Genomic DNA, 25,964 nt, shown 5'->3' on the forward strand with positions numbered 1-25,964 from the left:
TGGTAAACTAACCACTGCGCCCATCGACGCGACATCGCGTTAATATAGGTGTGCAGTGAATTAAAAATAATAAGAAAGCCGCTAACCACAGCAAAGCGCTAACCCGCCAAGCGAAGTATGGGCCAATAAAATAAGGTAGAATTGAGCGAGTAATGCCTGCCACCAGCACAAGAACAAAAGCAATGGACATGTAATTAGGAATGATGAGCGCGCGTCCCGTGTGACCAAGCGATACTCGGGTCATCATGGCTAAAATCATCATTCCTACTGCACCAATAGTGATGAGATGCAACGCGTCTTTAAAAGATATGACACTTGTGTAAAAGCTCAATGCTATCAGTAATAAGCCAACACCTAGCGCAAGGTAAGAAAAGTGCAAAGACCACAACAAAGGTACTTTCAGCACTTTTTTATTCCACCAAATACCGGCTCTAATTAAGTGAAGCGAAGCAACGACTAACACAATTAACGCAGGGCTAATTGAATCTAAAAAAAACTTGCTGATAAAAAACAAAGTGATTCCTAACATTGATAAATAAAGCAGTGCTTTATCAATGTTAGGCGTGCGCACTTGCTCGCTCAGCGCTAATCCCTTAGCGGTGAAAAAGGGAAGCACTCTTCCTGTCACCACGCCAATAAGTAAACTAATAACGAGTACCGCAGTATCTACCACCGCCAGTGCGAGCTGAATGTTGTTAATTAAAACCAGAATTAAGTAGAGTATATTAAGTGCGCACAGCACGCTCAGAATGGCTAAAAACTGATAGTTATTTTTACTTCTCGCTTTTAGAAGCATATTAGCCAGCACACCGATTGCGCCTAACCACCATGCTAGTTGCAGCACAACAACAGCCAATAAATTAGCACTGGCAAAATTAGGTAATACAATAAAAAAAGCTAAACGGGCACTAACCCATATAAAAGTAAGCACCATAAGCGCCTTGCCATTAATACTAGGAGCGCCCGTCCATGTTTGTGCAGCAGTAAGTAAAAACCCCACAACTACAACACCGGTAAAGCCAAATAGCATTTCATGGGCGTGCCAGATTGTTGCAGGCATTGTTAACTGCCAAGTCACATAACCTGTTAAAATAAGTAGCCAATACCCTATCGACAAAAATGCAAGCAAGCCTCCGGCTAAAAAACCAGGTCTAAACGCACGCATCCACAGCGGCCATGTCGTGATTTGATGGATAGTCGAACGTGAATGCATCAACGAACTTCCAGCCCTAAACCATGCTGAGCAACACAGCGCATCACATAGCTCACCTTTAAAATAGCTGCCATCACGATAGTACTAATATGGGCTAATAACTGTGCATGCATCGAAAAGTACTCTGCATACGGATAGCTAATTAAAATACTCACAATGATAAAAGCGAAGCTAAGCCCCAATATGGTATTAGCTGCAAACAAGAGCGAATGAAAAAAAGAGCCTAACTCAGAATTTCTGCTGGCATTACTTATTGTCAGAGTGTTCATAACCACCTCAGTAACCGTTAACGTTACTTAGCTATTACACATACTGTGCCACTAAATTAAATGACTATTTATCAATACGTTAAATATATTAACTTTACATAATATGTCTTTATGACCTACTCTAATTTGAATCATAAACACACGTAAAGGTCATTTTGACATGAGCCAACAATTCAATCTCACCCAAGTCGCGCTAGAACTAGCTCAAAGCACTCTGCACGAGCACAGTTTCGACCAGTTATTGGCAACGGTTGAGCGTGTAATACCAAGTGATGCTAGTGCACTGCTTGCCCTACAAAGAGATCAACTTAAGCCTCTTGCTATTAAGGGCCTTATGCCCGACAGCCTAGGTCGGCGCTTTACAATATCTGAGCACCCTCGCCTACAAGCTATTTGCAGTGCAAACCACGCATTACAGTTTGCACACGACTGTCCCTTACCCGATCCGTACGACGGACTGCTGTTGGCCAAAACCGGCGATATTCCTGTGCATGCTTGTTTAGGTTTACCCCTTTACGATAAAAGCGCGTTACTTGGTGTACTTACGTTCGACAGCCTTGATGCAAATGCCTTTAGCAACATTAGTGCAGATACACTCAATACCTTGCAAACATTGTGCAGTGCACATTTTAAAACGGCCTTAGAACTTGCCCATTACAAGCAAAACGCTCAGCATTCGCATGCACTTGTGCAAGAACTAACACGCGATACGTTAACTCGCGATGGCGGCGAAATTATTGGCCAAAGCGGGGTAATGCAAACACTTAAAAACGAAATAAAACTCGTTGCTGCATCTAATTTTAGCGTATTGGTTTTGGGTGAGACTGGCGTAGGTAAAGAATTAGTAGCACGAAATATACATATGAATTCTGCCCGCAAAGATCAGCCACTTATCCATTTAAATTGCGCCTCACTTCCCGAAAACCTGGCAGAAAGTGAGTTTTTTGGACACGCAAAAGGGGCTTTTACTGGCGCACAAAATGCGCGCCAAGGAAAATTTCAGTTAGCTGATGGTGGCACATTATTCTTAGACGAAATAGGTGAATTACCGCTGGCAATGCAAAGTAAATTATTACGCGTATTGCAAAGCGGTGAAATTCAAACAGTAGGTGAAGATACCCCAAAATATGTAGACGTGCGCGTAGTAGCCGCCACCAACCGTGACTTAAAAAACGAAGTGGCACAGGGCCGGTTCAGGGCTGACTTATATCATCGCTTAAGTGTTTACCCTATTACCGTGCCAGCACTTAACAAGCGCGAGCAGGACGTGACTTTGCTTGCTGGTTACTTTATTGAGCAAACAGCACGTAAATTAGGTATTAAGCAATTAAAACTGAGTGCAGAGGCAAACCTATTGCTGAACCAGTACAATTGGCCGGGTAATGTTCGCGAACTTGAACATGTGATTAGCCGCAGCGCACTGAAAGCTAAACAAAGCCAATGGCAAAACCCAATAGTGACTATTACAAGTGAACATTGCGACTTAACGCCGCAACCAAACGCAACCATGCTAGTTAGCGCTAAAAACACTATTCATACTATTACCAATCAACCTTTAAAACAGGCGGTCGAGTCATTGCAATTTGCGGTTATAAGCGAGCAGTTAAAACAGCATGATTATAACTGGGCCGCAACAGCACGAGTACTTTCGCTAGATCGGGCCAATCTAGTACGTCTTGCTAAGCGCTTAGGCATCGAAGTAAAAAAGACGATATAAGGCATCATGAATTACCCGTTCAACCCTTCAGAGTTAGAGCACTTTATACATAATGAACGCTGCCTCTACAAATTATGCTTCCGGCCCTTCTACAGTAAATACTAAGTGCCTTCGCATATCTTTTAAAATAACCCCTTTTTTTACCATAGCGGCACTTAACCGCTTTCGCCATTTTAATAATTCCGGCTCTGAAGCTGCTAGGGCTTGCTCATTTTCAAACTGAAAGCGCAGCAATAAAGAGCTTGGGAAAAGCTCATATTTCATATCAAACCAGCATTGCACCATGCCAGGAATTTCAGCGCGCCCTTGCTCTTCAAGCATATTGGCAACATCAAGGACAAGTGCTTGTTGTTTAATTTGCACTTTAGAAAGCTTTTTCATCTATGGTGTCCATCTTAAGGATTAGCGTTCACAGGCGCTAAACTTAAACGAAAACCTAGACGAATACCAAGAAAGCAGAGCTAATCAAAGCAAAAAACTCACTGCAGAATATTCTTAACATACCTTTTAGCTGCGTAAAACAGAACTCAACTCAATATATTCCAAACTCACTCAAATCTTTCAACCAATTGAATAATTTATACTTTCCCACCCCGTAAGTTTGACTTCATGAAGTATTTTCAAACCGTTAAGTTTCCGTAAGTTCTTTTTCTTGGTATCCGACAATACTCATTCCAACACCAATCGCTTTAAAGGCGCAGGTTGATGTCGCGACAAGAAGGATTGGTCTTTTCCACCCTACTTTAAGGAATGAACATGAAACCGTTAATGCTAGGTTGTTGCGCAATAATCTTGGTATTTCCTACCTGGGTAAGCGCAGTTACACATACAGATAATCACTATGCTGCCAATAAAAGCAATGGCTATGTTGCCTATATGAGTGAGCCAGAAACTCTGGTTATAGAGCTGGGAACCAGTACGTCTAAACGTGAAGTTCACCTTCCTCGTGTTCAGCAAGCCAGTGAGTTTAGTTGGTCGAATGACAATCGCTATCTTACCTTTACGACGCATAACCAGCACCTGTGGTTATATGATACACAGCTTGCCACGCTCCGCCTTATTGAGTCGATGCCAAGTACAGCATCAAAAAGCAAATACTCCCCCCAATGGTCAAACGCAGGAAATTGGTTGCTGTTTATATCGCACAACCAAACGGAAACTCGCCCTCGCGTTTATTCACCGTTACGTAAACACAGCTATGCCTTGCCCATCTCAGCCGATGATTTCACCCATATTGCGTGGGCCAATCACAAAAACGAAATAACCTTATTGGATTTCGTTGGGAAGCGTGAGCGACTTGCCTCATTTAAGTTGTTTGGCATCACCCTTACCGCCACTGATGCTCGCAGTTTAATGGCCTTAAAAAATTAACTTAGACCCTAAATTTACTATCGAAATTTATAGAAAAAGGAAACGATAATGAAAAACGTCATTAGAAAAGCAGCCTTTAGCCTACTTCCTGCAGTATTCCTATTCACGGCCGTTCAGGCAGCAAATTTTAACGAGTTGAACAAAGTGGGTGTGGTGAATAACAATCTAGATGCGCCGCAGCAAATGGTTATTTATAACAGCGATGAAACTAAGTGCTTGTCGACCTACGGCCATAATCGTAAGGGCACCAATGTATTAACTTATGAAACCTGCCGCATAGATAGTTACGATACTTGGACAATAACAAGCTCTGGCAAGATTAAAAATCAACGAAGTGGAAAATGTCTAACTTCACCGCAAGGCAGAAGTACCTTAACGCTTGCCCGATGTAATACGTCCATTAAACGCGGTTACACCGCTTACGACTTCGTTATTCTGAATCACTTAGACACTCCCACAAACAATAGCATCGAAGTAGCCCAGCTGGATTAATCATGGCGTATTGGCTTCTGCCGCAGAGTTTTTTGCGGCAGGGCTCAACCTACTTAAAACCTTAGAATCGATGAATAGTCTTGCAAACTCACCCGCTCGGTTTAGACTTATACATGGCAAATTGATGACCCAAAAAAAAGAACCATCAAGGGGTTGGAGTTCAGTCTGTCTTGGATATGGGATATCTGTAGACATGAGCGAAACCTTTCAACTTGGTGACTGGGAAGTCAATACATCGCTGAATTCCCTGTCTCGTAACAACACATCTGTTCACCTAGAACCTAAGATGATGGACGTGCTTGCCTACCTGTCAGCCCATGCGGGCGAGGTGATAAGTACCGAACAACTGCTTATAGAATTCTGGCAAGGTACGTTTTATGGCGATGCCCCGGTACAAAAATGCATTGCTATGTTACGCAAGAAGCTTGGCGATAATTCAAGGCAACCTTCATACATAGAAACCGTTCAGCGCCGAGGCTACCGTATTATTGCGAAGGTGGTGCGATTAGACGAACGTCAGCGGTGGGGCAACCTTCAAAAACTCACTCAGTGGAACCAAGGCTCACCGTATCTGGGATTACAAACTTTTCAACCCCAGCACGCGGCTATTTTCTTTGGTAGAAACAAAGCTATTGCTGAAGTGGTTCATCACCTCAACCAAGCAATGGATGATAACTTCAGCTTCTTATTATTAATGGGGAAAAGCGGCAGCGGTAAATCATCATTGCTGCGTGCTGGCGTTATTCCCTTTATTACCCGAAGTGAAGGTTTGGCGGGTATAAAAGTGCAGCACTACACCGTTATCACCCCTACCCGCGGCAAAGCCAGTAGTATATTCAGGCAGTTATTAGGTGCCCTTAACGATATGGGCATGCTGGTTGATACTTGGAATTTAGACGCCCATGCCTATGACCTAAGCCAACACCCGTCCCACTTAAAAGCACTGCTTAAAGAAAATGATAGCAATACTGAATTAAACGACAATGCGCCATCAACTCAGCCAGTAGCACGCCCTAACAATCTAATTGTTATCGACCAATTTGAGCAAGTGTTGCAAGACGCAAACTTGTCGAAAGATGACGCGGCTAGCTTAATTAGCTTTTTAACCGTGCTAGTAAAAACCCAGCGCCTTATTCTAATTGTGTCGTTACGAAACGACTTCTACGCCAACAGCATGGAATTAGAGGGGTTCGCAGGGCTTAAAGACGAAGGCCAGCAATACGATCTTCAACCTCCAAATGCTACAGATATTGCCCGTATGATACGCCTGCCGGCACTTTCCGCAGGGCTTAGCTTTGAAGAAAACCTACAAACGGGAGAAAAGCTTGATGAGGTATTGCTAGAAGCGGCGATTGGGCACCCCGATGCACTGCCCTTAATGGAGTTCACCCTAGACTTGCTTTACCAGCGTCGCGACAAAGAAAACACGCTGCTGTTTTCTGCCTTTGCCGACATTGGCGGTTTAGAAGGCGCAATAGCGCAACAAGCCGAAAGTACTTACCAAGGTATGAGCGACACAGCTAAAGCGAGTTGGAAGAGCGTAATGCACGAGTTGGTAAGCGTTAACGATGTTAATCAAACCGGCTTAATTGCTAGAAAAGTACCGTTTGAGCAATTCAGTGATGAGAACGACTTAGCCTTTATTCAGCAGTTTGTTGATGCTCGATTATTTGTTACCGAGTCTGACATTGCAGCCAATGAACATGCTTCTAATAATCCGGCCCCTGATGTGAAAAGCAATAAGCGCGTTTGTGTTGCCCATGAAGCCTTATTAAAACACTGGGATCGCATTACCGACTGGGCACAAAAAAACCGTGCGGCGTTGCTAAAAAGAACGGAGCTAATTACAGATTGCAGTCGCTGGTTAAATGCGGGCAAACCTCAAGACATGTTGCTGCCCTCTGGCAGAAAGTTAGACGACGCTCGCTGGATGGCCAAACAACCCCACTTGCACTTAACACCGCAGGAAACACTATTCATTCGCCTGTCTGAAGGCCAGCATAAAAAAACGCAGCGCTATAAAACCACGGCCATCGCCGCGCTAGCGATATTGGCTGTGGCCACAACGGGCCTGGCTATTTATAGCAATAATCAAACTCAGCTAGCCGTTGAACAAAGTCAACAAGCACAGGTACTGCGAAACAAAGCTGAAAGCTTAGTCGATTACATGCTGGGCGACTTACGCAGTCAGTTAGAGCCCATAGGAAAGCTGGACGTACTCGAAGGCGTTGGGCAAAAAACATTAGATTATTATGCAGGTATTGAAACCGGTGATGGGCTAAGGCAAGCCAACTCGTTGAAGCTTTTAGCCGAAATAAACATTAACCGAGGAGAGTTCGATCATGCCGGCGAACAGTTATCTCAAGCGTTAAATATTTTGAATAAGCAGGACACTCTGCCACTAAAACCGTCCTTTGGCTTGTCGCAAGAAACGGCACTAGATGGCATAGTTTCAGCAAATGCGACTTCACAAGGTACAGCACAAACTAGCGAGCAGGTGCTGTTCTTAAAAGGGAATATTCATTATTGGATTGGCGTCATCGCCTACTTTAAACAAAACTATACCACTACCATTGAAGAGTGGACGAAGTACCTTAACTACTCACAACAACTGTTAGCGCTTGATGAGCTAAATCCCAAGTGGATGCTGGAAGTGAGTTCTGCTCAACACAATATTGGTAGTTTAGCGCTTCGTATTTCCCAATACCAAAAAGCCAGCCAAAGCTTCCGTGATTCCATCGCTTTAAAACGCAAAATGCTAATTTCGCAACCTAATCATAGTGAAGTTCAAACTTCGCTGCGAGGTTCTTTATTGGGGCTAGTGGCTGTCGCCTTTCAAACTTTTGAATTTAAAGACGCCGAGCAACTGGCACAAGAAGCCTATACCCTTGCTGGTAAGTTGCTACTAGAAAACCCTGAAGACTACAACATTGCCTATCAAACCTTGTCATCTGCTAATTTGCTGATACAAGCCCAAATGGCGGTTGGCAACAAGCCTGGTGCAGAAAAAACAATAAACGACGGTGTAGTACTGGCACAAAAACTGGCTAAACAAGAACCTGAAAATGAAGCCTGGATGACCAAAGTTGCTACATTAATGTTCTTCTATTGGGATTATCATTTGCTCTTCGACACACAAGAAAAGAAACCTGACCCAGAACTGCTTAACCTCACTCGTGGTGCATATAAAAAAACTAAAAATCTGCCTATAAAACAAAAAATTTACAGTGTGAAATTGGGGTTCGAAGACCGCGAACATTCACGGGTGATATTAGATATTGCTAAGCCATCCCTAGACTTCAATAGTGAGTCTACCCCGCGCCTACTTTGGGAACTGCATTTAAAATGCAGTTATCACTCCTGCACTATTGGTAAGGATACCGGGAAAGATGTAGGCAAAGGAGAAAGTGAAAGCTTAGCCCTCGCACATTTCACATCAGCGCACACTAACAAACCATCGAAAGATATGAATGATTCATTAACTGAATTCTATTTTTTACTTGTGTCATCTAAGCGAAGTGCGGCTAAAGATGTGCTGCTAGGTCTGCAAAAACAAGGGTATTTACATCCTCAGTTAACAGACGCCGTTAATCGCGCTCAAGACGACATTTAACCCCTGAAAGGAGTTTCAGATGAACCATCAAGATGATCTTAGTCAAAAAAAGGCGCACAGCTACACCTTATATTTATCAGTATTTACCGAAAACCTTTTAGCTCAGACATTAAAAGAGGGCGAAGGCACTGAAGAGGGGGAAGCCTACTTTTTCAAATACGAAGGAGAAGACTATACAAACGGAAAGTTAATAATACCGCAAAGCAAGTTTGACGAGGGGTATGTGAAAATCACTATCATATTAAATCAAACAGCATCGGGTAATAAGCTCGAGAAATCCGGCTATAAATTCGCTTGGATCCATGCTCGCCGAGCTGGTGAAAAAGAAGACTACATTGGCCGAGGCCAGAGATTCGAAATGCAAAGTTGGGAAAACCACAGCGTTTCATTCTTCTTAACCGATAAAATGCAATATAAAACGGCGAAAGGTTGGAAAAGCCTAAACTCCTGCGCGCTGGCGCTGGATGTATGGGTACAACATACTTACCAATCGCAACTCACCAAGAAACTCACTGTTGATAAAATTAACTGCGACCCACAAATTGAGATTCAACCTGTGTAACGATGAGATTTGTTAGAACAAAAACTAGTGGGTGAGAATAATACTCTTTACACTTTAAGGGTTATTTAAGCTAGACTGGCAATATCAAATATTAGTTATATAAGCTAGCTGCATAATCTGGTTTTGCGCTAATAGATGAATGCAACATTTTTACTAACCTTAATACTTGCACTAAATTCGGCAAAAGGAGTTTCACCATGAAAAACAAAGCAATTGCGTTAGCATTATTACTTACTATTGTAGGCTGTTCTGAGTCAAACGAAGAGTCAGCAGAAGAAGCCAAAAAAGAAGCCATGATGGAAATGGAGAAAGCTGGCGACGCGACAGCTGAAGGCTACAAAGAAGCAAAAGAAAAAACAGTTGATGCTTGGGACGAGACTAAAGATTCAGCATCAAGTGCTTATGAAGACGGCAAAGACATGGCCTCTGATGCGTATGAAGATGGCAAAGATATGGCGTCTGACGCGTATGAAGATGGTAAAGAGAAGGGTGCAGAGATGATGGATGCTGGCGCTGAGAAAGTGCGTGAAGCATGTATTGCAATGAAGAAGAAAATGGGTGGTGACGTAAGCGAATGTGATAGTAAAGACTAACTTTACGCCCCCAACATTGTGTGTTTGGTACGTTTGTTACCAAACACATAATGCTTTCTTGCCTTTCTTATTTAGGCTAATGTCTCAATCAGTGCACCAAGCAATTTTATACTCTCAGTGCGAACTTCCTGTGAGCCGTCAATAAAGTTGAAGCGTAAGCAATTTCGGTACTTCCCTGTAGCCGAAAAAAGCTGCCCTGGCGCAATATAAATACCATATTCTTTGGCTTTATCTGCCAGTTTAACCGCGTCATATTTCGTATTTAATTCAACCCAAAGTACGTAGCCACCTTGTGGGTAACTCACACAGGTATCTGTGGGGAAATAACGCTTTATATCTGCCCTAAGTGCATCTCTTGCACTTAAATAATAGTGGCGCATTGCACGTATGTGTTTATCGTAACCGCCTTGCTCAATGTAGCTTGCTATAGCTAACTGAGGCAATGTGGGGCACATGGAACTGCTAACATACTTTGCATGAAGTACTTTGTTCCTGAAGCTTCCGGGAGCTATCCACCCTACTCTAAACCCCGGCGCCAGCGTTTTTGAAAACGACGAACACAGCAATACTCGACCATCCTCGTCAAACGATTTAACCGTTCTGGGCCGCGGATATGAATAGGCAATGTCGCCATAAATATCGTCTTCAATAATAGCGACATCGTATTCTCGTGCCATATCGTAAAGCGCTTTTTTCTTATCATCAGGCATAACAAAGCCTTGAGGATTATTGACGGTAGGGGCTACTAGAATAGCTTTCACAGGCCACTGATCTAGTGCCAGCTTTAGGGCATCTAAACTCAAGCCAGTTTCGGAGTCGGTAGGTATTTCTAGTGCTTTTAAATTCGCACCTTTTATCGCTTGCATGGCACCGTAAAAGCCTGGTGATTCAACCACAATCACATCACCCGCATCGGCTACCGCACGAAGGCATACCGACAATGCTTCTTGGCAACCAGAGGTAACAATGAACTCGTCAGACTGTAGTCTGCAACCCGAGGCTGCGGTAAGTCGGCTAAGCTGCTTCCTGAGATTGCGATCGCCCTTCACATCACCATACACCATGCCATCAAGTGGCCGGTTTTTCGTTAGCTCATGCAGGCGCTTTGTTAGTGGCTTAAGGGTTTTAGCGGTCATATTAGGCATGGCGTGCTGGAACTGGCATCGCGTTTCAATATCACTGTCTTTGTTGAACGTATTCAACAACATGTTGAGTACATCTTCCCACTGAGACACATCCATAGGCCGTTGCGGCGGCTTGGTCATTTTAGGCGTGTTATTCAATGTGGAATTTGACGATACGAAATAGCCTGATTTAGGCTTCGCTTCAACGTACATTTGAGACTCTAAAACCCGATAGGCTTCTTGCACGGTAGCGATGCTAACGTGATGCTCTGCAGACAATTGCCTTACCGAGGGAAGCTTATCCCCTTCCCCAAATAGGCCGCGATCTATTTGCGCTTTTAGTTCACTCGCAAGCGACTCATACAGTGTCATTTATATTTCTCAATACAGACTATCCCCATACAGATAACTATACCTTAAATTATCACCATAATTTACCATACAGTTGTAATGGTTATAGAGCATACAGTCGCCTAAAACGCGTATCTGTATGGCAAACTTTTAGCACTTTTGGCTCTAATGCATACACACATTTCACCGTACTATTCTTTGGCGTTATGAGTAACGCTGATTAATCTGCTACTCAACTGTCACTTATTAGTTTGAATAAAGAATAGAGAAAGGATTACCATGGAAACTTCGTTACTTTTTGCACTGGCCACGTTTGCTTTTGTTAGCACAGTAACGCCGGGGCCCAATAACCTAATGCTATTGGCATCAGGGGCGCAGTACGGTTACAAAAAGTCGATTCCGCATATGATCGGAATTGTTATTGGCGTAGCAGGCCTAATGATTAGTACGCTGTTGGGTGTAGGGGCACTTTTCACCTTATTTCCCGCCTTGTATACCGTACTAAAAGTACTGGGCATTACTTATTTATTGTGGCTGGCTATAAAAATTGCTACCGCCCCTACTGATGAAATTGAAATTAAGAAAACCACCCGACAAGGGCCACTAAAATGGTGGGAAGGCGCATTATTTCAATTAATTAACCCTAAAGCGTGGATGATGGCATTGGCTAGCGTGGGCACATTTACGTTACCTGGCGAACACTATGCAGAATCTGGATTAGCTATTGTGTTAGCGTTTGCCTTAATCGGTTTTCCGTGTATTTCAATATGGGCTGCCGTGGGCGCAAAAATTAAAATTTGGCTTAGCTCGCCCATGCGCAGAAAGCGTTTCAACTTCACCATGGCCGCAGCCACCGCTGCTACCTTGTTTTTGATTGTGTGAAAAGCAGTAAAGAACATGAGAGTATGTTAACGACTAGACGATGGACTCCCCCATACCAACGCCCTGATAAAAATGGTTTAGCCGCTTTGGCTTGCAAGTAAGCTAAGGATAACTTGCTGCGGCTAAACCCGTTTTAAAAAAGCATTAAGGCGCGAAAAAGAAGCCTTTATCTACCCCACTAAAATTGTTTTTATGATTCAACAAGTACCTTTTGTTCTTCGCGCCATCTATCAATCGTAAAATATTGTTCTGTGAGTCGTTGTTAGCCATATTGCTGATACTAAAATTCAACTGCGTAACATTTTCTGGCATACCGAGAATTTCAAAGATAAACACCGACAAATGATCATCGAGTTTTATTTTGCCTTCGCCCAAATGTAATTGGCTTTTGATGACTTCTTGCGTTTTTTCACCTCGGCTAAACGCCTTCACATCAAAGGCTTGTTTAATGTGGGCCACTAATCGTTGCTTATACGCCGTGCTGTCTTTTGATATTGTCTTTAACTTGGCCTTGTCGCTACTGCTGGCAATAAGCGACTGGTCGATACCGTACAGTGGCGTCATTACTTCATATATCCAGCGGCCATCATCTAAATGACGAATTTGAAAAGTGGCAATATTGCTATCGTGCGCATTACTTACGCCTGAAAACATCAATGCACAAATCAATAAGATAAATTTAACTTTTTTACGCATTTGCAGCACCTGTAAGCCTTATGCCGATATATCTAAGGGCATAAGGCATCAATTTGAGGTTATTGAACAGAGAAGTCGTTTCTATCGACGTAGCTTCCCATCAAACAGACCGGTACAGTTGGCGCCCCCGTTTCTAATGCATGGTAATGGTATGCGCCATCTGGGAACTCTTCGGTGGCATGGGTATGGCCATTACACTCATCAATAGTGGCTACATCAGCAGGAAGGGTGTTGGTCCCGTCAATCAGATCGTAAGCAGCGTAGATAGGAAAACCGTCTTTCGCTAAGCCCGCAAACGCAGCGTGATCTTCGTATTCAATATAAGTATTGGTACAACTAATGCCGTACAGATTAGTGAAGTTGTATTCTGGTGCATCGAACACCGTATTGATAGATTGAGGAATAAAGTGCCAATGATAATACCCGGCAGGATCAGCATGACCACCGCAATGATCTAACGCGGGGATGTTTCCGCTACCTGTGCCACCAATACCCGCTTCAGCAGTTGTCACACTGGGCGGATCGCCTTTAATTGGAATACCATTAATACCTAAACCGATACTGCCAACGGTAGGAATATAATAGGCTTCAGAGCGAAATTCTGGGGTGACGGGAATTAAATACGTTACTGTTAAACTTGAGTCGAAAGCCATAGATAAACAGTAACTGAAGTCGCCACCGCCACCAGAGCGAATATTCCCATCCTCATCAACAATATCGTAGCCGTCTGCGTCCATTCCTTGTGCCGCATCAACTAGCGATTGAAAGCCAGGGTTGGTTTCACCGTCGTAAACTCCTAAACCAGCTTCAATTCTAGGCGTAGATATGGAATCGGGGCAATAAGGCCCAACGGTCCCCTCACCTTCGGTATCACCCACGGTATTGGCTGCAAAGGTTAGCTCATAACAGGTGGTTTCGCTGCCGTTTTCAAGGGTACAGCTCACTTCGTTCTCGGTAAGTGGTAATACGGTAAATAAATCTACGTTGTAGTAAGTAGTTATCTCGTCATCCACTGTGTCGTCTACAGAATCATCTTGCGTATCATCATCGACAATGACCTCATCCACAACACTTGTATCATCACTTGACCCACCACAACCAACTAAGGTTACAGAGAATATGAACGCAATTAGAAACACTTTAACACTATGCATATTGGCAAACCTTTTAATTCCCAGAATGAGATGGTATGCCTAATTTTTTAGTTTTGGGAGTTTGAAAGGAAAACTTCACAGTAATTGCACATTTCGTAAGTGCTGTAACGCACATGACTGATCAATACGTGACTAAGATATGATGGCGGCACTGGCGGGTAAATACTTCTGACATACTGACATTCTGTCGTGAGAACTTATCGGTAAGGATTTTCGCCCATAGCAACCACAACACAAAACAAACGTAAATCTAGTTCTAACTGGTGGTAATCCGGCTCCATATAACAACAAAGTTGATAGAAGCCCTTGTTGTGATCTTTTTCTTTGAAATGAGCAAGTTCATGTACCACTAGCGCCTTTAATAATGGTTCGGGGGCGTGCAATAAGTCGCTGTTAATGGCTAAGTCATGTTTACGTGTTTTACCCTGCATACGATAGGTATGCGTACCTAAGGCATTAGTAACCATATCACCTTGCTTTTTAAAGGCCGCTCGGCCAAATGGGGGCGCATTTTTTACATAACGCTTTTTAAGGTCGGTAGCATAATTATAAAGTAACTTATCGGTCGTTATAGTATGCGCATTGGGGTATTTTTTAACGAGGTAATTGCTTAACTTGTTGTCAGCTATTAGTTGAAGTGCTTGCGCAACAACACTTGCAGGGTAGCCATTAAAATATCGTGCGTAGTCACTCACTTCACTTTCTCCTTAGTACGCACAATTATAAAGGAATCCCAATCAAGCCTCTATCGAATCCCCACATTAATTTAAAGTTACTATATAGTCAGGTCTATCCTGATGTGGCAGTATTTATTTAATTCGAAGGCCTGCGTTTTGTTGGCCGACTAGATAAGGGAAATCTATGCTGATGAACGCGCGTAAATATACTGGTATTGCTCTTGCAGTAACTGTTGCCATTTTAAGTGGTTGTGGCGGCGGAGGGAGTGGCGGTAACACAGTTACACCCGTAACAACTACACCACCTGTTAGCAGCGGGCCGTCATGGGAGCCCGGTGTTTTTGAATCACAGTCAACGTTCATCGCAAAGTGTGAAACACCAAGAACAGGCACAGATCCTTTTACGGGTAGTGCTTACCCTGATTCGCAAGGCTCAGCACTAGAAGAAAAGTTATGGCTACGTTCATGGACTAACGATACCTACCTTTGGTACGACGAAGTTGATGACAACAACCCAGATAACTTTTCGGTATTAGGCTACTTCAATCAATTAAAAAGCAACGAATTAACCCCAAGCGGAACTGCAAAAGATAACTTTCACTTTTCTCAGGATACCGCTGAATACAACGAACTAACCCAAACCGGTGTCTCTTCTGGCTACGGCTTTGACTGGGAGTTTGTTGCTAACACTTCGCCCCGTGAGCTTGTGGTTCGATTTACTGAACCAGACTCTCCCGCAGCGTTAGCCAATGTTCCTCGCGGCGCTTCATTGATTACAATTAACGGGATTGATTTCGTTAACGACAACAGCCAAAGCGGTGTAGATGCCATTAACGCCGCACTTTTCCCCGACAACGCAGGCACGGTAACTAGCTTCGAGTTCGAACTTATTGATGGCAGTCCACTGGTGGTAGATATCACATCTTCTGATATAAGCGTAGCGCCGGTGCAAAATGTGAACATTTTTGACACTACAAACGGTAAAACTGGCTACTTTCAGTTCAATACGTTTATTCGCACGGCCCAAGATGATCTTATCGATGCGTTTGACTTATTCGTAAACGAGAACGTAACCGAACTGGTTATAGATTTGCGTTACAACGGTGGTGGCTTGTTAGCACTGGCTTCTCAGGTTTCTTATATGGTTGCGGGGCCAAGCCAAACCAATAACGCTATTTTCGAAACCACCCGCTTTAATGATAAGAGCACAACAACGAACCCAGTGACCGGAGAGGCGCTACAATCCACACCATTTTACCGCAATGAAATAGACTACAATGCAGGCGTATTAACCAGTACCTTGTTGCCTAGCTTGTCACTCACTCGCGTATATGTGATCACCACAGGTTCAACATGTTCTGCCAGTGAAGCGGTAATGAACGCCTTACGTGGTATAGATGTAGATGTGGTTCAAATAGGATCCACTACCTGTGGCAAACCCTATGGTTTTTACCCTACCGACAACTGCGGCGAAACCTATTTTACTATTCAATTCCAAGGCGTGAATAATAAAGGGTTTGGTGATTATGCCGACGGCTTTATGCCAACAGATTCACCAAACTTCGACTTTGAACTACCAGGTTGTGCTGTAGAGGACGACTTTACAGCAGCACTAGGCAACCCCGAAGAAGGTATGTTGGCAGCAGCGTTAGGATATTCTGCGACAGGAAATTGCCCAGTAGTGACTTCAGTAGAAGATTTAGCCGATGCTTCGACCGGTAAAGAGAATATGGCGAGTACTTCGGAAAACGCTCAAGCTCAAGGAAGCGCTTTGCTAGCCATCGACAACCCAAACACACAAAGAGAAACGTTAATTTTACATAATAAAATTAACGAACCTGTTATTGAGGAGCGCAAATAATGGCGCTTAATAAGCCCCTCATGATTAACGCTGTAATAGGTTTAGTTGCCATTCCACTTGCCTTCGCAAGTGGTTGCGCAACCACCGCGCCCAACCAAGAAATCGACTTAGTTGAAGCTTATGCTAGCAACTTGAACTTAGCGCAAAAACAGCAAATTGAGAGTAAAATAAGCAGTTGGTTTGGCGGGCTAAAAATTACCCTTGCCGACGATGTTTTTTCTGAGTCTTCGCTGGTCAGCATTGAGCGTAAAGCACATATGGATGAGCGAAGATTACCTATTGAAGGAAGGCACAACAACCCTGCGTTTACGTTTACTTTGCTGACCGATGGTAAGCATTGTATTTTACGCAACAATCAAACCGGTGAAACCGAAACGCTTTCTGGTATAAGTTGCAAATAAAAAAGGGCAAAAATGGGATCAGAGTACTTTTCAAGCAAAGCAATAACGTACTCTGACACCATTAATTTAGATTCTTACTAACCGCAGCACTTCTTATACTTTTTGCCGCTACCGCAAATACAGGGTTCGTTACGTGCAGGAACTTTCTCTACAGTTACAGTGCCCTTTTTATTAAGAAGCACTGTTAATTCTTGTATAGATTCTACCGCGCCTTCCTTTGTATCAACGGTAATATCGGCATACAAACCAGCTTCAGCCACTAATGCATCTACTTCTTGTTTTCGAGCTTCATTGGTTACCACTAATTTAAGCGGGTATTTTTTACTGCCTGCAATACGGCTAGCGTTTCTTTCATAACCGTATGTTAGGGTCGTTTGACGGGCGTCTTTACGACCTTTAAAAAAAAATTTATCTGACATTTGGTGTTCCAAATATTTAAAAGTAGAAAGTGGGTATCATCATTCAATCGTCACAAAAATTAGCTAACTAACCTAAACCTTGGATAAGGAATATCAAAACGCAGTGATTCCGACCAAACATTTCAATTAGTGAACTATTGGCTATCTATTTTCAATCCATGCTGGGCGGTAAAAACAGAGAGGAAAACTTGGCTTACAGGCGTTGCTTATCTGAAATTAAGGTTAAATAACACACCATAATTACTAAGTGATGATTTGCTTATGCGTATTCTACTACAAGTGCGAAGCTCACACACAATCTACCTGCGATTAACGTAGCCTTTATAACAAAATACAAGCGGGAAGGAAGACTATGGGAAGGCAGATCTTCAAGCCTCGACGCTGTTGAATAAAACGCAAATTTCATCTAAAGCGCTCTGACTAATGTACTCAGCTGATGTATTCGGTTAATGTGCGTGGTTACTATATTCTGAACCCATTAATTCTGGAAATAAGACTACAACATGCAACCACACGACCACTCACCGCTAGATGACTTTATTGAATATCCAGAAAATGAAATGATGTCGCGCAGCGCTGATTTCTTGCAAACCATGCAACGCAGGCACAGCATTCGCCATTTTAGCGACAGGCCTGTAGACAAAAAAATTATCGAAAATTGCCTACTAACGGCGGGCACTGCACCGAGCGGCGCAAATCATCAGCCTTGGCATTTTGCGGCGATTAACTCTTCTACCGTGAAACAAAAAGTAAGGGAGCAGGCTGAAGCACATGAGCGTGGGTTTTATGAGGGGCGTGCTGGAGAGCAGTGGCTTCAAGACCTCAAACCATTAGGCACAGACGCAAGCAAACCCTATTTGGAATTGGCACCTTGGCTTATTGCCGTATTTAGCCAGAAGTCTGGTGAAACAGAAAGCGGAGATAAGCGCCAGAATTATTATGTTCACGAATCGGTAGGCATTGCGGTTGGAATGCTGATCACTGCCTTGCACAATGCGGGTTTGGCTACGTTAACTCATACCCCAAAGCCCATGAACTTTTTAACGCAAGTGTGTAACCGGCCAGAAAATGAACGGGCTTATATGCTAATCATTGCCGGCTATCCTGCAGCCGAAGCCACCATTCCGGCTCATGCTAAGCAGAAGAAATCACTTGAAAGTATCGCCAGCTTTCTTTGATAGAATGAATAAAATGGGGGCAGAGTACTTTTACAATTAATTGACTCTGACCCCATTATTTATCTACTTATTGGGAACAATAAGGTATTTCTCGCCTGTTTTCTTAGCATTGTATAAGGCTACATTTTCAGGCTGTAGTGCTTCTTCAAGGGTTAACTCTTTGGTATATGAAGACGCAAAAGTAGTGTTAATTTCAGCAGCAACTTTTTGATAAAGTGCACCAACACGTTTTTTGTCTAGTTTGCCTAAGAAGCGCATTAGCAACCAGCCACCAATTCCCCATGTCATGCCAAATGCGCGATTTAGAATAGTTGGAGAGAAGTCTAAGCCGCCGTAGATATAAACTTGCTTGTTGCTGTCTGAACCATAAGTATTGAAGCCTTTAGCATCTTTACTGCCAGACGCTTCCATCATGGTAAGAATGTCGCTGACTAATTCGCCGCCGCCAATAGCATCGAAGGCCAACGTAGCGCCCGTTTTATCGATGGCTTGATAAAGCTCTGCTTTGAAATTCTCACTGGTAGAATCAAGCACAATTTTAGCGCCTAAATCTTTAAGAATATCTACCTGTTGCTGGCTACGCACAATGTTAACCAAATCTACGCCTTCTTCTAGACAGATTTTGTTTAGCATTTGGCCCAAGTTAGATGCCGCTGCGGTATGTACTAAGGCTTTGTGACCTTCCATACGCATGGTTTCTACCATACCCAATGCAGTTAACGGATTTACAAACGAAGACGCCGCTTGCTGCGCCGTTGTGTTTTCCATATGCGGCAAACACACTTGGGCAGGAACACATGCATACTCTGTGTACGCGGCACCAGTAAGAATAGAAACAGTTTTGCCCATTAACGCCTGAGCTTCAGGGCTATCGCCTGCCCCAACAACCGTTCCCGCTCCTTCGTTACCAATAGGTAAAGTTTGATCTAGGCGCGACTTAATACGCATCAACATTGATTTATGGACCGGTGCCACCAACGCATTTTTGCTGGCATCAAAGGTGGCTTTATCAAGGCTGGCAGGGCCGAACATGGGCCACATATCAGAAGGATTGATAGGAGAGGCTTCCATACGAACGATAACTTCGTGGGGCTTAGGCTCAGGAACGTCTACCTCTTTAATAGATACCTCTAGTTCGCCTTCCGACTTGATAAGAGTAAAAAGCTGTTTGGATTTATTCATTTTAGTTGTCTCGCTATGTTAATCAAGATCTACGTGTGAGCTAAGCTAACATGTCGTTAACATCAGTAATATTTATATTGGTAATATATATAGGTGCAGATGAGTTATAGAAAAATAACGGGGTCAGAGTCCGTTTTATGAAAAAGTACTCTGACCCCATTATTTAATCCGTTTTGGGCGATCCATCTTCGTTAAATTCAGCAATTGCTTCGCCGGAACTCTCCCAACGTTCACGTTCTTCATCGGTCGCCTTTGGAGAAAACAGCCCTGTATACGCATAAAAAATGCCTATTAACGGTGCGGTCCAACATGCAAAGGCCAAGGGTATATACAAAAGATTTTCTAGATTATCGCCCGATACGCCAAGCCCCAGTGCAGAAATAACAAATGCCCCACCCGCATTCCATGGAATTAAAGGCGACATCAAGGTGCCACCCTCTTCAATTCCCCTGGCAAGGTTCAAGGTAGAATATCCCATTCCACGATATACCGGTGAGTACATACGCCCGGGTAACGCCACAGACAGGTAAGGGTCGCCAGCTACCAAGTTAGTCGCAAATGCGGTTCCAACAGCGGCAGTTTGTGTGCCTGCGAATGTGGTTGCTTTACTTTTTATTGCATTAATAATACTTCGCAAACACCCTGTAGTTTCAAGCGCGCCACCAAAGCCCAGCGCAATTAATACAAGCGAAATGGTCCACATCATCGACTGTATGCCACCGCGATTTAATAAACCGTCTATCTCTGCAATGCCGGTTTCAATTGAATATCCGTTATTTGCAAAATCAAAGACCGACTGCAAATTTTGCCCTTGGGTAATCATTGCCATAGCACTCCCCACCACTACACCAGCAAAAAGCGAGGGCAATGGCGGGCATTTCTTAAGTGCCAACGCCATTACAACAACAGCGGGTAATAGTGCCCAAGGAGAAATATAGAAATTGTCTTCTAGCGCGTTCGTAATACCCGCAATCTTCGCAAATGAAACGCTTTGTGTATCGATAACGAAAAAGCCAACAGCCACATAAATAGCCAGCGCAATTAACATGGCAGGAATAGTGGTGGCCATCATATTCTTAATATGAGAAAACACATCGGTGCCCGTCACTGCTGGGGCAAGGTTGGTAGTGTCAGACAACGGCGATACTTTATCACCAAAAAAAGCGCCGGAAACAACCGCTCCGGCGGTCCAATACATGGGAATATCGAAGCCTTCACCGATACCCATTAATGCCAGCCCTACTGTACCGACACTTCCCCAACTGGTGCCTAGGGAAACCGACACTACTGCACATATAATCATGCCAGCAGCCAAGAAAATTTCAGGAGAAAGCGCTTTTAGACCGTAATAAATGATGGTGGGTACGGTTCCGCTGGCTATCCAAACTCCGATAATCATACCAACGGTTATCAAGACCGATACCGATGGTAATGCAACATGAACAACGTGGAAGATACCTTCTCGGATGTCTACCCAAGTGAGGCCTAAATACATGCCAACTAAACTGGTTAGCGCTAAACCGAGGGTAAGAGGAATATGAGGCTCAAATACCCCGAAGTAGAAAATTTGTGTACCCAAAATAATCAGGGTTAACACCACAGGAGTTAAGGCAAGTAACAAACTAGGTGTGACAGGTTGCTTATCATTCATGTCGATGTCCGTTATTTAGAAATCCATTCCTAAATCAGATACGGGTATTAACTGTTAACAGATCGGCTGGAAAAAAGTGTCGTTGCATCACTGCTCTTAGTTTTCAACACTGGTATACTAGTTAAGCAAATTGAATAAATACATAGAGCACCTTTATAAACAATGATGAAAACACAACACCATTTAGCAGGCAATGAGTGAAAATACCTAAACGCCTCCAACCTCTTGTCGATGATGGTTTAATCGATGAAGTACTAAGCCGCTTGATGAGCGGGAAAGAAGCCGATGTTTTTGTTGTTCGCTGCGGTGAACATATTCGCTGTGCAAAGGTTTATAAAGATGCCGTTAAACGCAGCTTCAAAAAAGCGGCGCAGTATCAAGAAGGCCGAAAAGTAAGAGGCGGACGCCAGGCACGCGCCATGGGTAAACGTTCTAGCTACGGTCGCCAAATAGAAGAAGAAATTTGGCAAACAGCAGAGGTGGATGCCCTATCACGCTTGAACGAAGCGGGCGTGCGTGTGCCTGATACGTACTGTTGCATTGACGGCGTGCTGCTGATGGAGCTGGTGTCGGATGAACACGGCGATGTAGCCCCACAACTAGGGCACGTTAGCTTTAGCAAAGAAGACGCCATAGAACAGCATAAAATCATGATGCACAACATTATGCTCATGCTGTGCGCGGGTATTATTCATGGCGATTTATCCGAATTTAATGTACTTGTTGACAACAACGGGCCGGTGATCATCGATTTGCCCCAAGCGGTTAATGCTTCGGCCAATAATAATGCCGAGGCCATGTTTGCCCGCGACGTTAACAATATTCGTCGTTATTACGGCGAGTTTGCCCCCGATCTTTTGCAAACTAATTACGCGAAAGAAATGTGGGCGCTGTTTGAAGAAGCCAACCTAACCCCTAACTCGGTGCTTACCGGTGAGTTTGAAGATGACAGCGAGGATGCTGACGTAGACGCAATACTAGAAGAAATACAAGCCGCTGCTGATGAAGAGCAAGAGCGCTTAGCCCGCATTAATTTTTCAGATGATGATAACTAATAGACAGATAAAACAATGAGGCAGAATCATTTTTAAAAAAAATGTACTCGGCCTCTTTGGTCTACGCTCTATAAATTTCACCGCCCTCCGCTACGCCTACCCCAAATTGATTAAATTTAATACAATCAATAACTTATACTGTCAGCTTTACTTACACATTTTTATCATTCACATCAAATGATAAAAATTACCTATTATAAATCAGATAGTTACCTTGTGGCATGGAATTCGCTATCTCTCGGCGCGCTACACTATGAATAAAAACAAAAAATTAACTATAAGGATATAATTTATAATGAAATTTAAGAACACACTCCTTGCCGCCTCCCTCTCTTTTGCTGCACTCTCTTTTCAGTCTCACGCTGACGTTATTATCTCGGGCATGGGAGGCGAAGCTGGCTATGGTTCCGACCAAACGTTTTCCGAGTTTTCTCCTACGTTCAACCTCCCTTTCGATGTAAATATAGATGGAATAAACTTCAACACATTTAGAGCATTTACAAACGGAAACGTCGATTTATTTGGCGGTGAGTCAAACTTTGAACCAATGGTAACTAGCCTGACTGTGTTTGAGGCTCGAGGGAATTACGATTGCGCAAGCTGCGGTGACACTTATATTGGCTCACCGTCGGAGGGTGTTGTCGCCGTTACTTGGCTAGACATGAGCACAGATGCATTTCATAACGGCGACGACGAAACCAATCGTCAAAATACCTTTCAAGCATTAATCATCGACCGCTCTGACGATACAGGCCAAGCTGGCGACGTAGATATAGAGTTTCGCTACGACGAGCTTTCATACCGCGATGAAGGGTTCTCGCTTGATTCGTTTACTTTTGGGCAATCAGAAGCTGGATTTTTTCTACCTAACGAAGAGTTTATCGCATTGCCAGGCAGCGGTACTGCTGACATTTTAGAACTCGTTAACACCTCAAATGTTGGTGAGGACGGTATATGGGCATATTCTGTTCGTAATGGCGAAGTAACGCTAGCCACTGCGCCAACAGGTAGCGAAGGTACAGGAACTGAGCTTGACCCTTTTATGCCTTCAGATGATGTAGATGGCAGTTGGGAATTCGAGTTTAGTATTTCAGACAATGAAGTGGTATTTATCGACCCTGACGTAGCGATTGGTTACGACTATGTGGTGGAGTCTGGTCCAGAAATAGCATCAGTTATTCTGCCAACGGGCTTTGATGCTGACTACGAATTGTGGTTAATGGGTGCTTCTGGGTGGGAATTCACTGACAACCTAACAGCCGAAGAAGAGTACCTCTTTGGTCCTGACGGTGTAACTGAATTTCGCGTTTTAGGTATCGACACTACGAACATGATTGACCCAGACGATGCATTGGCATTTGTTACCGGTTTATCATTTGTTGAATCTGGCGATGTGGTTATGACGCAAACACCTATCACTGAATTTGTTGCCAGCCCAACATCAGTCAGTGAGCCTAGAATGTTTTTCGTTCTGCTAACAGCTTTTGGATTATTCGCCATCCGCGCTCGTAGGAAAACTAAATAAACTGCTAGCAGTTTATTTTATTTGCATTTTTTGGGGCTTTACAGCCCCTTCTTTTTACCCTGGAAATTGTCAATGAGTTACATATTATCGCAAATCAAAGTTGCGACATTAGCCGCCCTTTTTCTCATCTTCACCCTAAACGCTGGGGCTCAAACTTCCCTCAACTCAAGCTCTACATCAACTGATGCCACAATGCCTTCGAAGAACAGTGTTTCAGAAAGGTGGAGCTATCAGTGCAAAGATAAGCATTGCTTCATTAGCCAAGTATTGATTGCTCGCAACAACGAAAAGGCCGGCGTGGTAGGTGCTATAAACATTGCACTTTCCGCACAAAAACAACCTATTCTTACTCTAAGATTTAGCAGCACTGCAAAAAAAGAGTTCGGTTTAGGAATAAAAATAGATGAAGGTAAGCCGGTTCGAGTTAGCATTCAGCAGTGTGACACTAAAGTGTGCGAAACCAACATTGTTGTAGACGAAATCATGCTAGCAGAACTTAAAAAGGGCAAGCGCTTTATGGTTGCTTTTATGAATGCAGAAAAAGAACAAACCACTCTCCCCTTTTCTTTAAATGGCTTCACGCAAGCCTACGAAAAATTGCTAACTCACGGAAATTAAAGCAATAAAGAAATTGGCTTAAACAGACGGTGTAGATTTCATAGGCCTGAATGCCCGTTACGCTTTTTAACGGATTGTTAGGTAATTAAAGCCCGAATTACTCGGGCTTTTTTGTGCTCTTTCAATTTAACCTAACACATTTTTACCTGCTAATTACTCGGCTGAAGTTTTATTAAGCGGCCGCCTTCTTTGTCTTCAAGTACGTATATGTTGCCCATATCATCTTGTTCCACTTCACGAACCCGTTTACCCCATTCGTAACGCTCGGCTTCTTCCACACTCCACTTTTGACCGTCTTGACTAAACGTAACACGCACTAACGCTTCTGAAGACAAACCGCCTATGAAGCCATTGCCTTTCCAGTCTTTATGTAAATCACCTTTATAAATAATAAAGCCCGCCGGACTTATGGCAGGTACCCACGCATTTACTGGTGCTTTATAAATAGGAAATTCTTCGTGATTCGGTATTTTAACGCCTGAATAATGGTCGCCTTGCGAAACGATGGGGTAACCGTAGTTCCGCGCTTTTTCAATAACATTGAGCTCATCACCATGACGGGGCCCCATTTCATGGGACCACAAGTTTCCCTGCTCATCAAAATCGATACCGAGGGGGTTGCGGTGCCCTAGCGTCCATATTTGTTCTGTCACGCTACCGTTACCATAAAAAGGATTATCTTGTGGCACACTACCATCAGCGTTTAAACGCAAAATTTTTCCCAAGTTCATTGCCATATTTTGGGCGGGCGTAAATTTTTGTCTGTCTCCAGACGTAATAAACAAGTAGCCATCCGGCGAAATCACCATTCGATGCGAATAGTGGCCATTTCCGGTTACTTTGGGGGATTGGTGCCAAATAAGCTCTCTGTCAGACAAGTTTGCACCGCTATCAGAAATGGTTAGCGTTGCGCGCTCAATCACTGCCCCGCTGTAGGGATCGTCTTTAGGATCGCGCTCTATGTAAGAAATATAGATGGTGCTATTCGTTTTAAAATCAGGGTGAACAATGACATCCCCTAAACCGCCCTGCCCTCGCGCGGTAACGTCGGGAGTACCGGTTACTGCAAAGCGTTTCTGTTGGCTCTTATCAAGCAACCACAGCGTGCCAGCCTTTTCTGTTACTAAACTATGTCCATCAGGCAAAAAAGCCATTGCCCAAGGGTTATTAAATGAGGCTATGGCTTCTCCAACAATTATAGTGCCCTTACTACCTTTCATTTCAACCTTAACGGGCAAGTCTGACTGAGCCAACGCAACGAAGGAGGTTGCTAGCATAGTAATAAGAAGAGTGATTTTTTGTCGCGTGATACGTTTTCGCATAGTCGTGGTTACCTTATGAAAAAGGTTCGCGTAATACT

The 25,964-nt window shown here is 43.6% G+C and carries 24 protein-coding genes; 13 read left to right on the top strand and 11 right to left on the bottom strand.

Going from position 1 to position 25,964, the window contains the following annotated elements; all coding sequences use genetic code 11:
* Window positions 1-7: 7 nt before the first annotated feature.
* Both AV939_RS14720 and AV939_RS14725 read right to left on the bottom strand, forming a co-directional pair.
* The gene (locus AV939_RS14720) at window positions 8-1,213 is read right to left on the bottom strand and encodes an NnrS family protein (protein WP_057790145.1); all 1,206 of its coding nucleotides are present in this window, start codon (window positions 1,211-1,213) and stop codon (window positions 8-10) included.
* Window positions 1,213-1,482, bottom strand: coding sequence for a hypothetical protein (locus AV939_RS14725; protein ID WP_057790143.1), 270 nt, complete (start codon window positions 1,480-1,482; stop codon window positions 1,213-1,215). Before AV939_RS14725 ends, AV939_RS14720 begins: the two co-directional genes overlap by 1 nt.
* Before the next feature lie 160 nt (window positions 1,483-1,642).
* Between AV939_RS14725 and norR the strand changes: the two genes are divergently transcribed.
* Window positions 1,643-3,199 (top strand): nitric oxide reductase transcriptional regulator NorR, encoded by a 1,557-nt coding sequence (gene norR, locus AV939_RS14730; RefSeq protein ID WP_057790141.1) that lies wholly within the window; start codon window positions 1,643-1,645, stop codon window positions 3,197-3,199.
* Between the two features lie 72 nt (window positions 3,200-3,271).
* Here the strand turns inward: norR and AV939_RS14735 are convergent, their stop codons facing one another.
* Window positions 3,272-3,580, bottom strand: coding sequence for a hypothetical protein (locus tag AV939_RS14735; RefSeq protein WP_057790139.1), 309 nt, complete (start codon window positions 3,578-3,580; stop codon window positions 3,272-3,274).
* 375 nt (window positions 3,581-3,955) lie between these two features.
* Here AV939_RS14735 and AV939_RS14740 point away from each other — a divergent pair, with 375 nt between their 5' ends.
* From AV939_RS14740 to AV939_RS14765, 5 genes are all read left to right on the top strand, one after another.
* Window positions 3,956-4,570, top strand: coding sequence for a hypothetical protein (locus tag AV939_RS14740; protein ID WP_057790137.1), 615 nt, complete (start codon window positions 3,956-3,958; stop codon window positions 4,568-4,570).
* 48 nt (window positions 4,571-4,618) lie between these two features.
* A complete protein-coding gene (locus AV939_RS14745; protein ID WP_057790135.1) occupies window positions 4,619-5,062 on the top strand; it encodes a ricin-type beta-trefoil lectin domain protein in 444 nt (147 codons plus the stop codon).
* Between the two features lie 193 nt (window positions 5,063-5,255).
* Window positions 5,256-8,675, top strand: a complete 3,420-nt coding sequence (locus AV939_RS14755; RefSeq protein WP_057790131.1) for an nSTAND1 domain-containing NTPase — start codon at window positions 5,256-5,258, stop codon at window positions 8,673-8,675.
* Between the two features lie 19 nt (window positions 8,676-8,694).
* Entirely contained in the window at window positions 8,695-9,237 is a 543-nt protein-coding gene (locus tag AV939_RS14760) for a hypothetical protein (protein ID WP_057790129.1), read from the top strand.
* Between the two features lie 197 nt (window positions 9,238-9,434).
* Window positions 9,435-9,830 carry a hypothetical protein gene (locus AV939_RS14765; protein WP_057790127.1) on the top strand — a complete coding sequence of 132 codons (396 nt, stop codon included), beginning with the start codon at window positions 9,435-9,437 and terminating at the stop codon, window positions 9,828-9,830.
* 71 nt (window positions 9,831-9,901) lie between these two features.
* Here AV939_RS14765 and AV939_RS14770 read toward each other — a convergent pair whose 3' ends face one another.
* Window positions 9,902-11,326: an aminotransferase-like domain-containing protein gene (locus AV939_RS14770; RefSeq protein WP_057790126.1), complete on the bottom strand. Its 1,425-nt coding sequence runs from the start codon at window positions 11,324-11,326 to the stop codon at window positions 9,902-9,904.
* A 258-nt stretch (window positions 11,327-11,584) separates the two neighbouring features.
* On the opposite strand from AV939_RS14770, the gene AV939_RS14775 reads away from it, so the two are divergent.
* The gene (locus AV939_RS14775; protein ID WP_057790124.1) at window positions 11,585-12,187 is read left to right on the top strand and encodes a LysE family translocator; all 603 of its coding nucleotides are present in this window, start codon (window positions 11,585-11,587) and stop codon (window positions 12,185-12,187) included.
* 144 nt (window positions 12,188-12,331) lie between these two features.
* On the opposite strand, the gene AV939_RS14780 is transcribed toward AV939_RS14775, so the two are convergent.
* The 3 genes from AV939_RS14780 to AV939_RS14790 form a co-directional block, all read right to left on the bottom strand.
* A complete protein-coding gene (locus AV939_RS14780; RefSeq protein WP_057790122.1) occupies window positions 12,332-12,883 on the bottom strand; it encodes a hypothetical protein in 552 nt (183 codons plus the stop codon).
* A 59-nt stretch (window positions 12,884-12,942) separates the two neighbouring features.
* Window positions 12,943-14,037, bottom strand: coding sequence for a YHYH protein (locus AV939_RS14785; protein ID WP_057790120.1), 1,095 nt, complete (start codon window positions 14,035-14,037; stop codon window positions 12,943-12,945).
* Between the two features lie 197 nt (window positions 14,038-14,234).
* On the bottom strand, window positions 14,235-14,732 hold the full coding sequence (locus AV939_RS14790; RefSeq protein WP_057790117.1) for a M48 metallopeptidase family protein: 498 nt from the start codon (window positions 14,730-14,732) through the stop codon (window positions 14,235-14,237).
* 172 nt (window positions 14,733-14,904) lie between these two features.
* Between AV939_RS14790 and AV939_RS14795 the strand changes: the two genes are divergently transcribed.
* Both AV939_RS14795 and AV939_RS14800 read left to right on the top strand, forming a co-directional pair.
* On the top strand, window positions 14,905-16,575 hold the full coding sequence (locus AV939_RS14795) for a S41 family peptidase (protein WP_057795984.1): 1,671 nt from the start codon (window positions 14,905-14,907) through the stop codon (window positions 16,573-16,575).
* Window positions 16,575-16,976: a hypothetical protein gene (locus AV939_RS14800; protein WP_061997819.1), complete on the top strand. Its 402-nt coding sequence runs from the start codon at window positions 16,575-16,577 to the stop codon at window positions 16,974-16,976. The genes AV939_RS14795 and AV939_RS14800 overlap by 1 nt, the downstream gene beginning before the upstream one ends.
* Window positions 16,977-17,053: 77 nt before the next feature.
* Here AV939_RS14800 and AV939_RS14805 read toward each other — a convergent pair whose 3' ends face one another.
* Window positions 17,054-17,395, bottom strand: coding sequence for a PBPRA1643 family SWIM/SEC-C metal-binding motif protein (locus tag AV939_RS14805; RefSeq protein WP_057790115.1), 342 nt, complete (start codon window positions 17,393-17,395; stop codon window positions 17,054-17,056).
* 503 nt (window positions 17,396-17,898) lie between these two features.
* Here AV939_RS14805 and AV939_RS14810 point away from each other — a divergent pair.
* Entirely contained in the window at window positions 17,899-18,573 is a 675-nt protein-coding gene (locus tag AV939_RS14810; RefSeq protein ID WP_061997820.1) for a nitroreductase family protein, read from the top strand.
* 63 nt (window positions 18,574-18,636) lie between these two features.
* Here AV939_RS14810 and AV939_RS14815 read toward each other — a convergent pair whose 3' ends face one another.
* Both AV939_RS14815 and nhaC read right to left on the bottom strand, forming a co-directional pair.
* Window positions 18,637-19,755 (bottom strand): zinc-binding dehydrogenase, encoded by a 1,119-nt coding sequence (locus tag AV939_RS14815; protein WP_061997821.1) that lies wholly within the window; start codon window positions 19,753-19,755, stop codon window positions 18,637-18,639.
* A 163-nt stretch (window positions 19,756-19,918) separates the two neighbouring features.
* Window positions 19,919-21,406, bottom strand: coding sequence for a Na+/H+ antiporter NhaC (nhaC, locus tag AV939_RS14820; RefSeq protein WP_057790108.1), 1,488 nt, complete (start codon window positions 21,404-21,406; stop codon window positions 19,919-19,921).
* A 197-nt stretch (window positions 21,407-21,603) separates the two neighbouring features.
* Here nhaC and AV939_RS14825 point away from each other — a divergent pair, with 197 nt between their 5' ends.
* The 3 genes from AV939_RS14825 (at window position 21,604) to AV939_RS14835 (ending at window position 24,604) form a co-directional block, all read left to right on the top strand.
* Window positions 21,604-22,461, top strand: a complete 858-nt coding sequence (locus tag AV939_RS14825; RefSeq protein WP_057790106.1) for a PA4780 family RIO1-like protein kinase — start codon at window positions 21,604-21,606, stop codon at window positions 22,459-22,461.
* Window positions 22,462-22,756: 295 nt separating this feature from the next.
* A complete protein-coding gene (locus AV939_RS14830; protein WP_061997822.1) occupies window positions 22,757-23,986 on the top strand; it encodes a nidogen-like domain-containing protein in 1,230 nt (409 codons plus the stop codon).
* Window positions 23,987-24,058: 72 nt separating this feature from the next.
* On the top strand, window positions 24,059-24,604 hold the full coding sequence (locus AV939_RS14835) for an invasion associated locus B family protein (protein WP_061997823.1): 546 nt from the start codon (window positions 24,059-24,061) through the stop codon (window positions 24,602-24,604).
* A 149-nt stretch (window positions 24,605-24,753) separates the two neighbouring features.
* Here AV939_RS14835 and AV939_RS14840 read toward each other — a convergent pair whose 3' ends face one another.
* Complete coding sequence (locus tag AV939_RS14840) at window positions 24,754-25,926, bottom strand: PQQ-dependent sugar dehydrogenase (RefSeq protein ID WP_061997824.1); 1,173 nt, start codon at window positions 25,924-25,926, stop codon at window positions 24,754-24,756.
* Window positions 25,927-25,964: the final 38 nt, after the last annotated feature.

Origin of the sequence: Alteromonas sp. Mac1 (assembly GCF_001562125.1) — a bacterium.
GTDB lineage: Bacteria > Pseudomonadota > Gammaproteobacteria > Enterobacterales > Alteromonadaceae > Alteromonas > Alteromonas stellipolaris.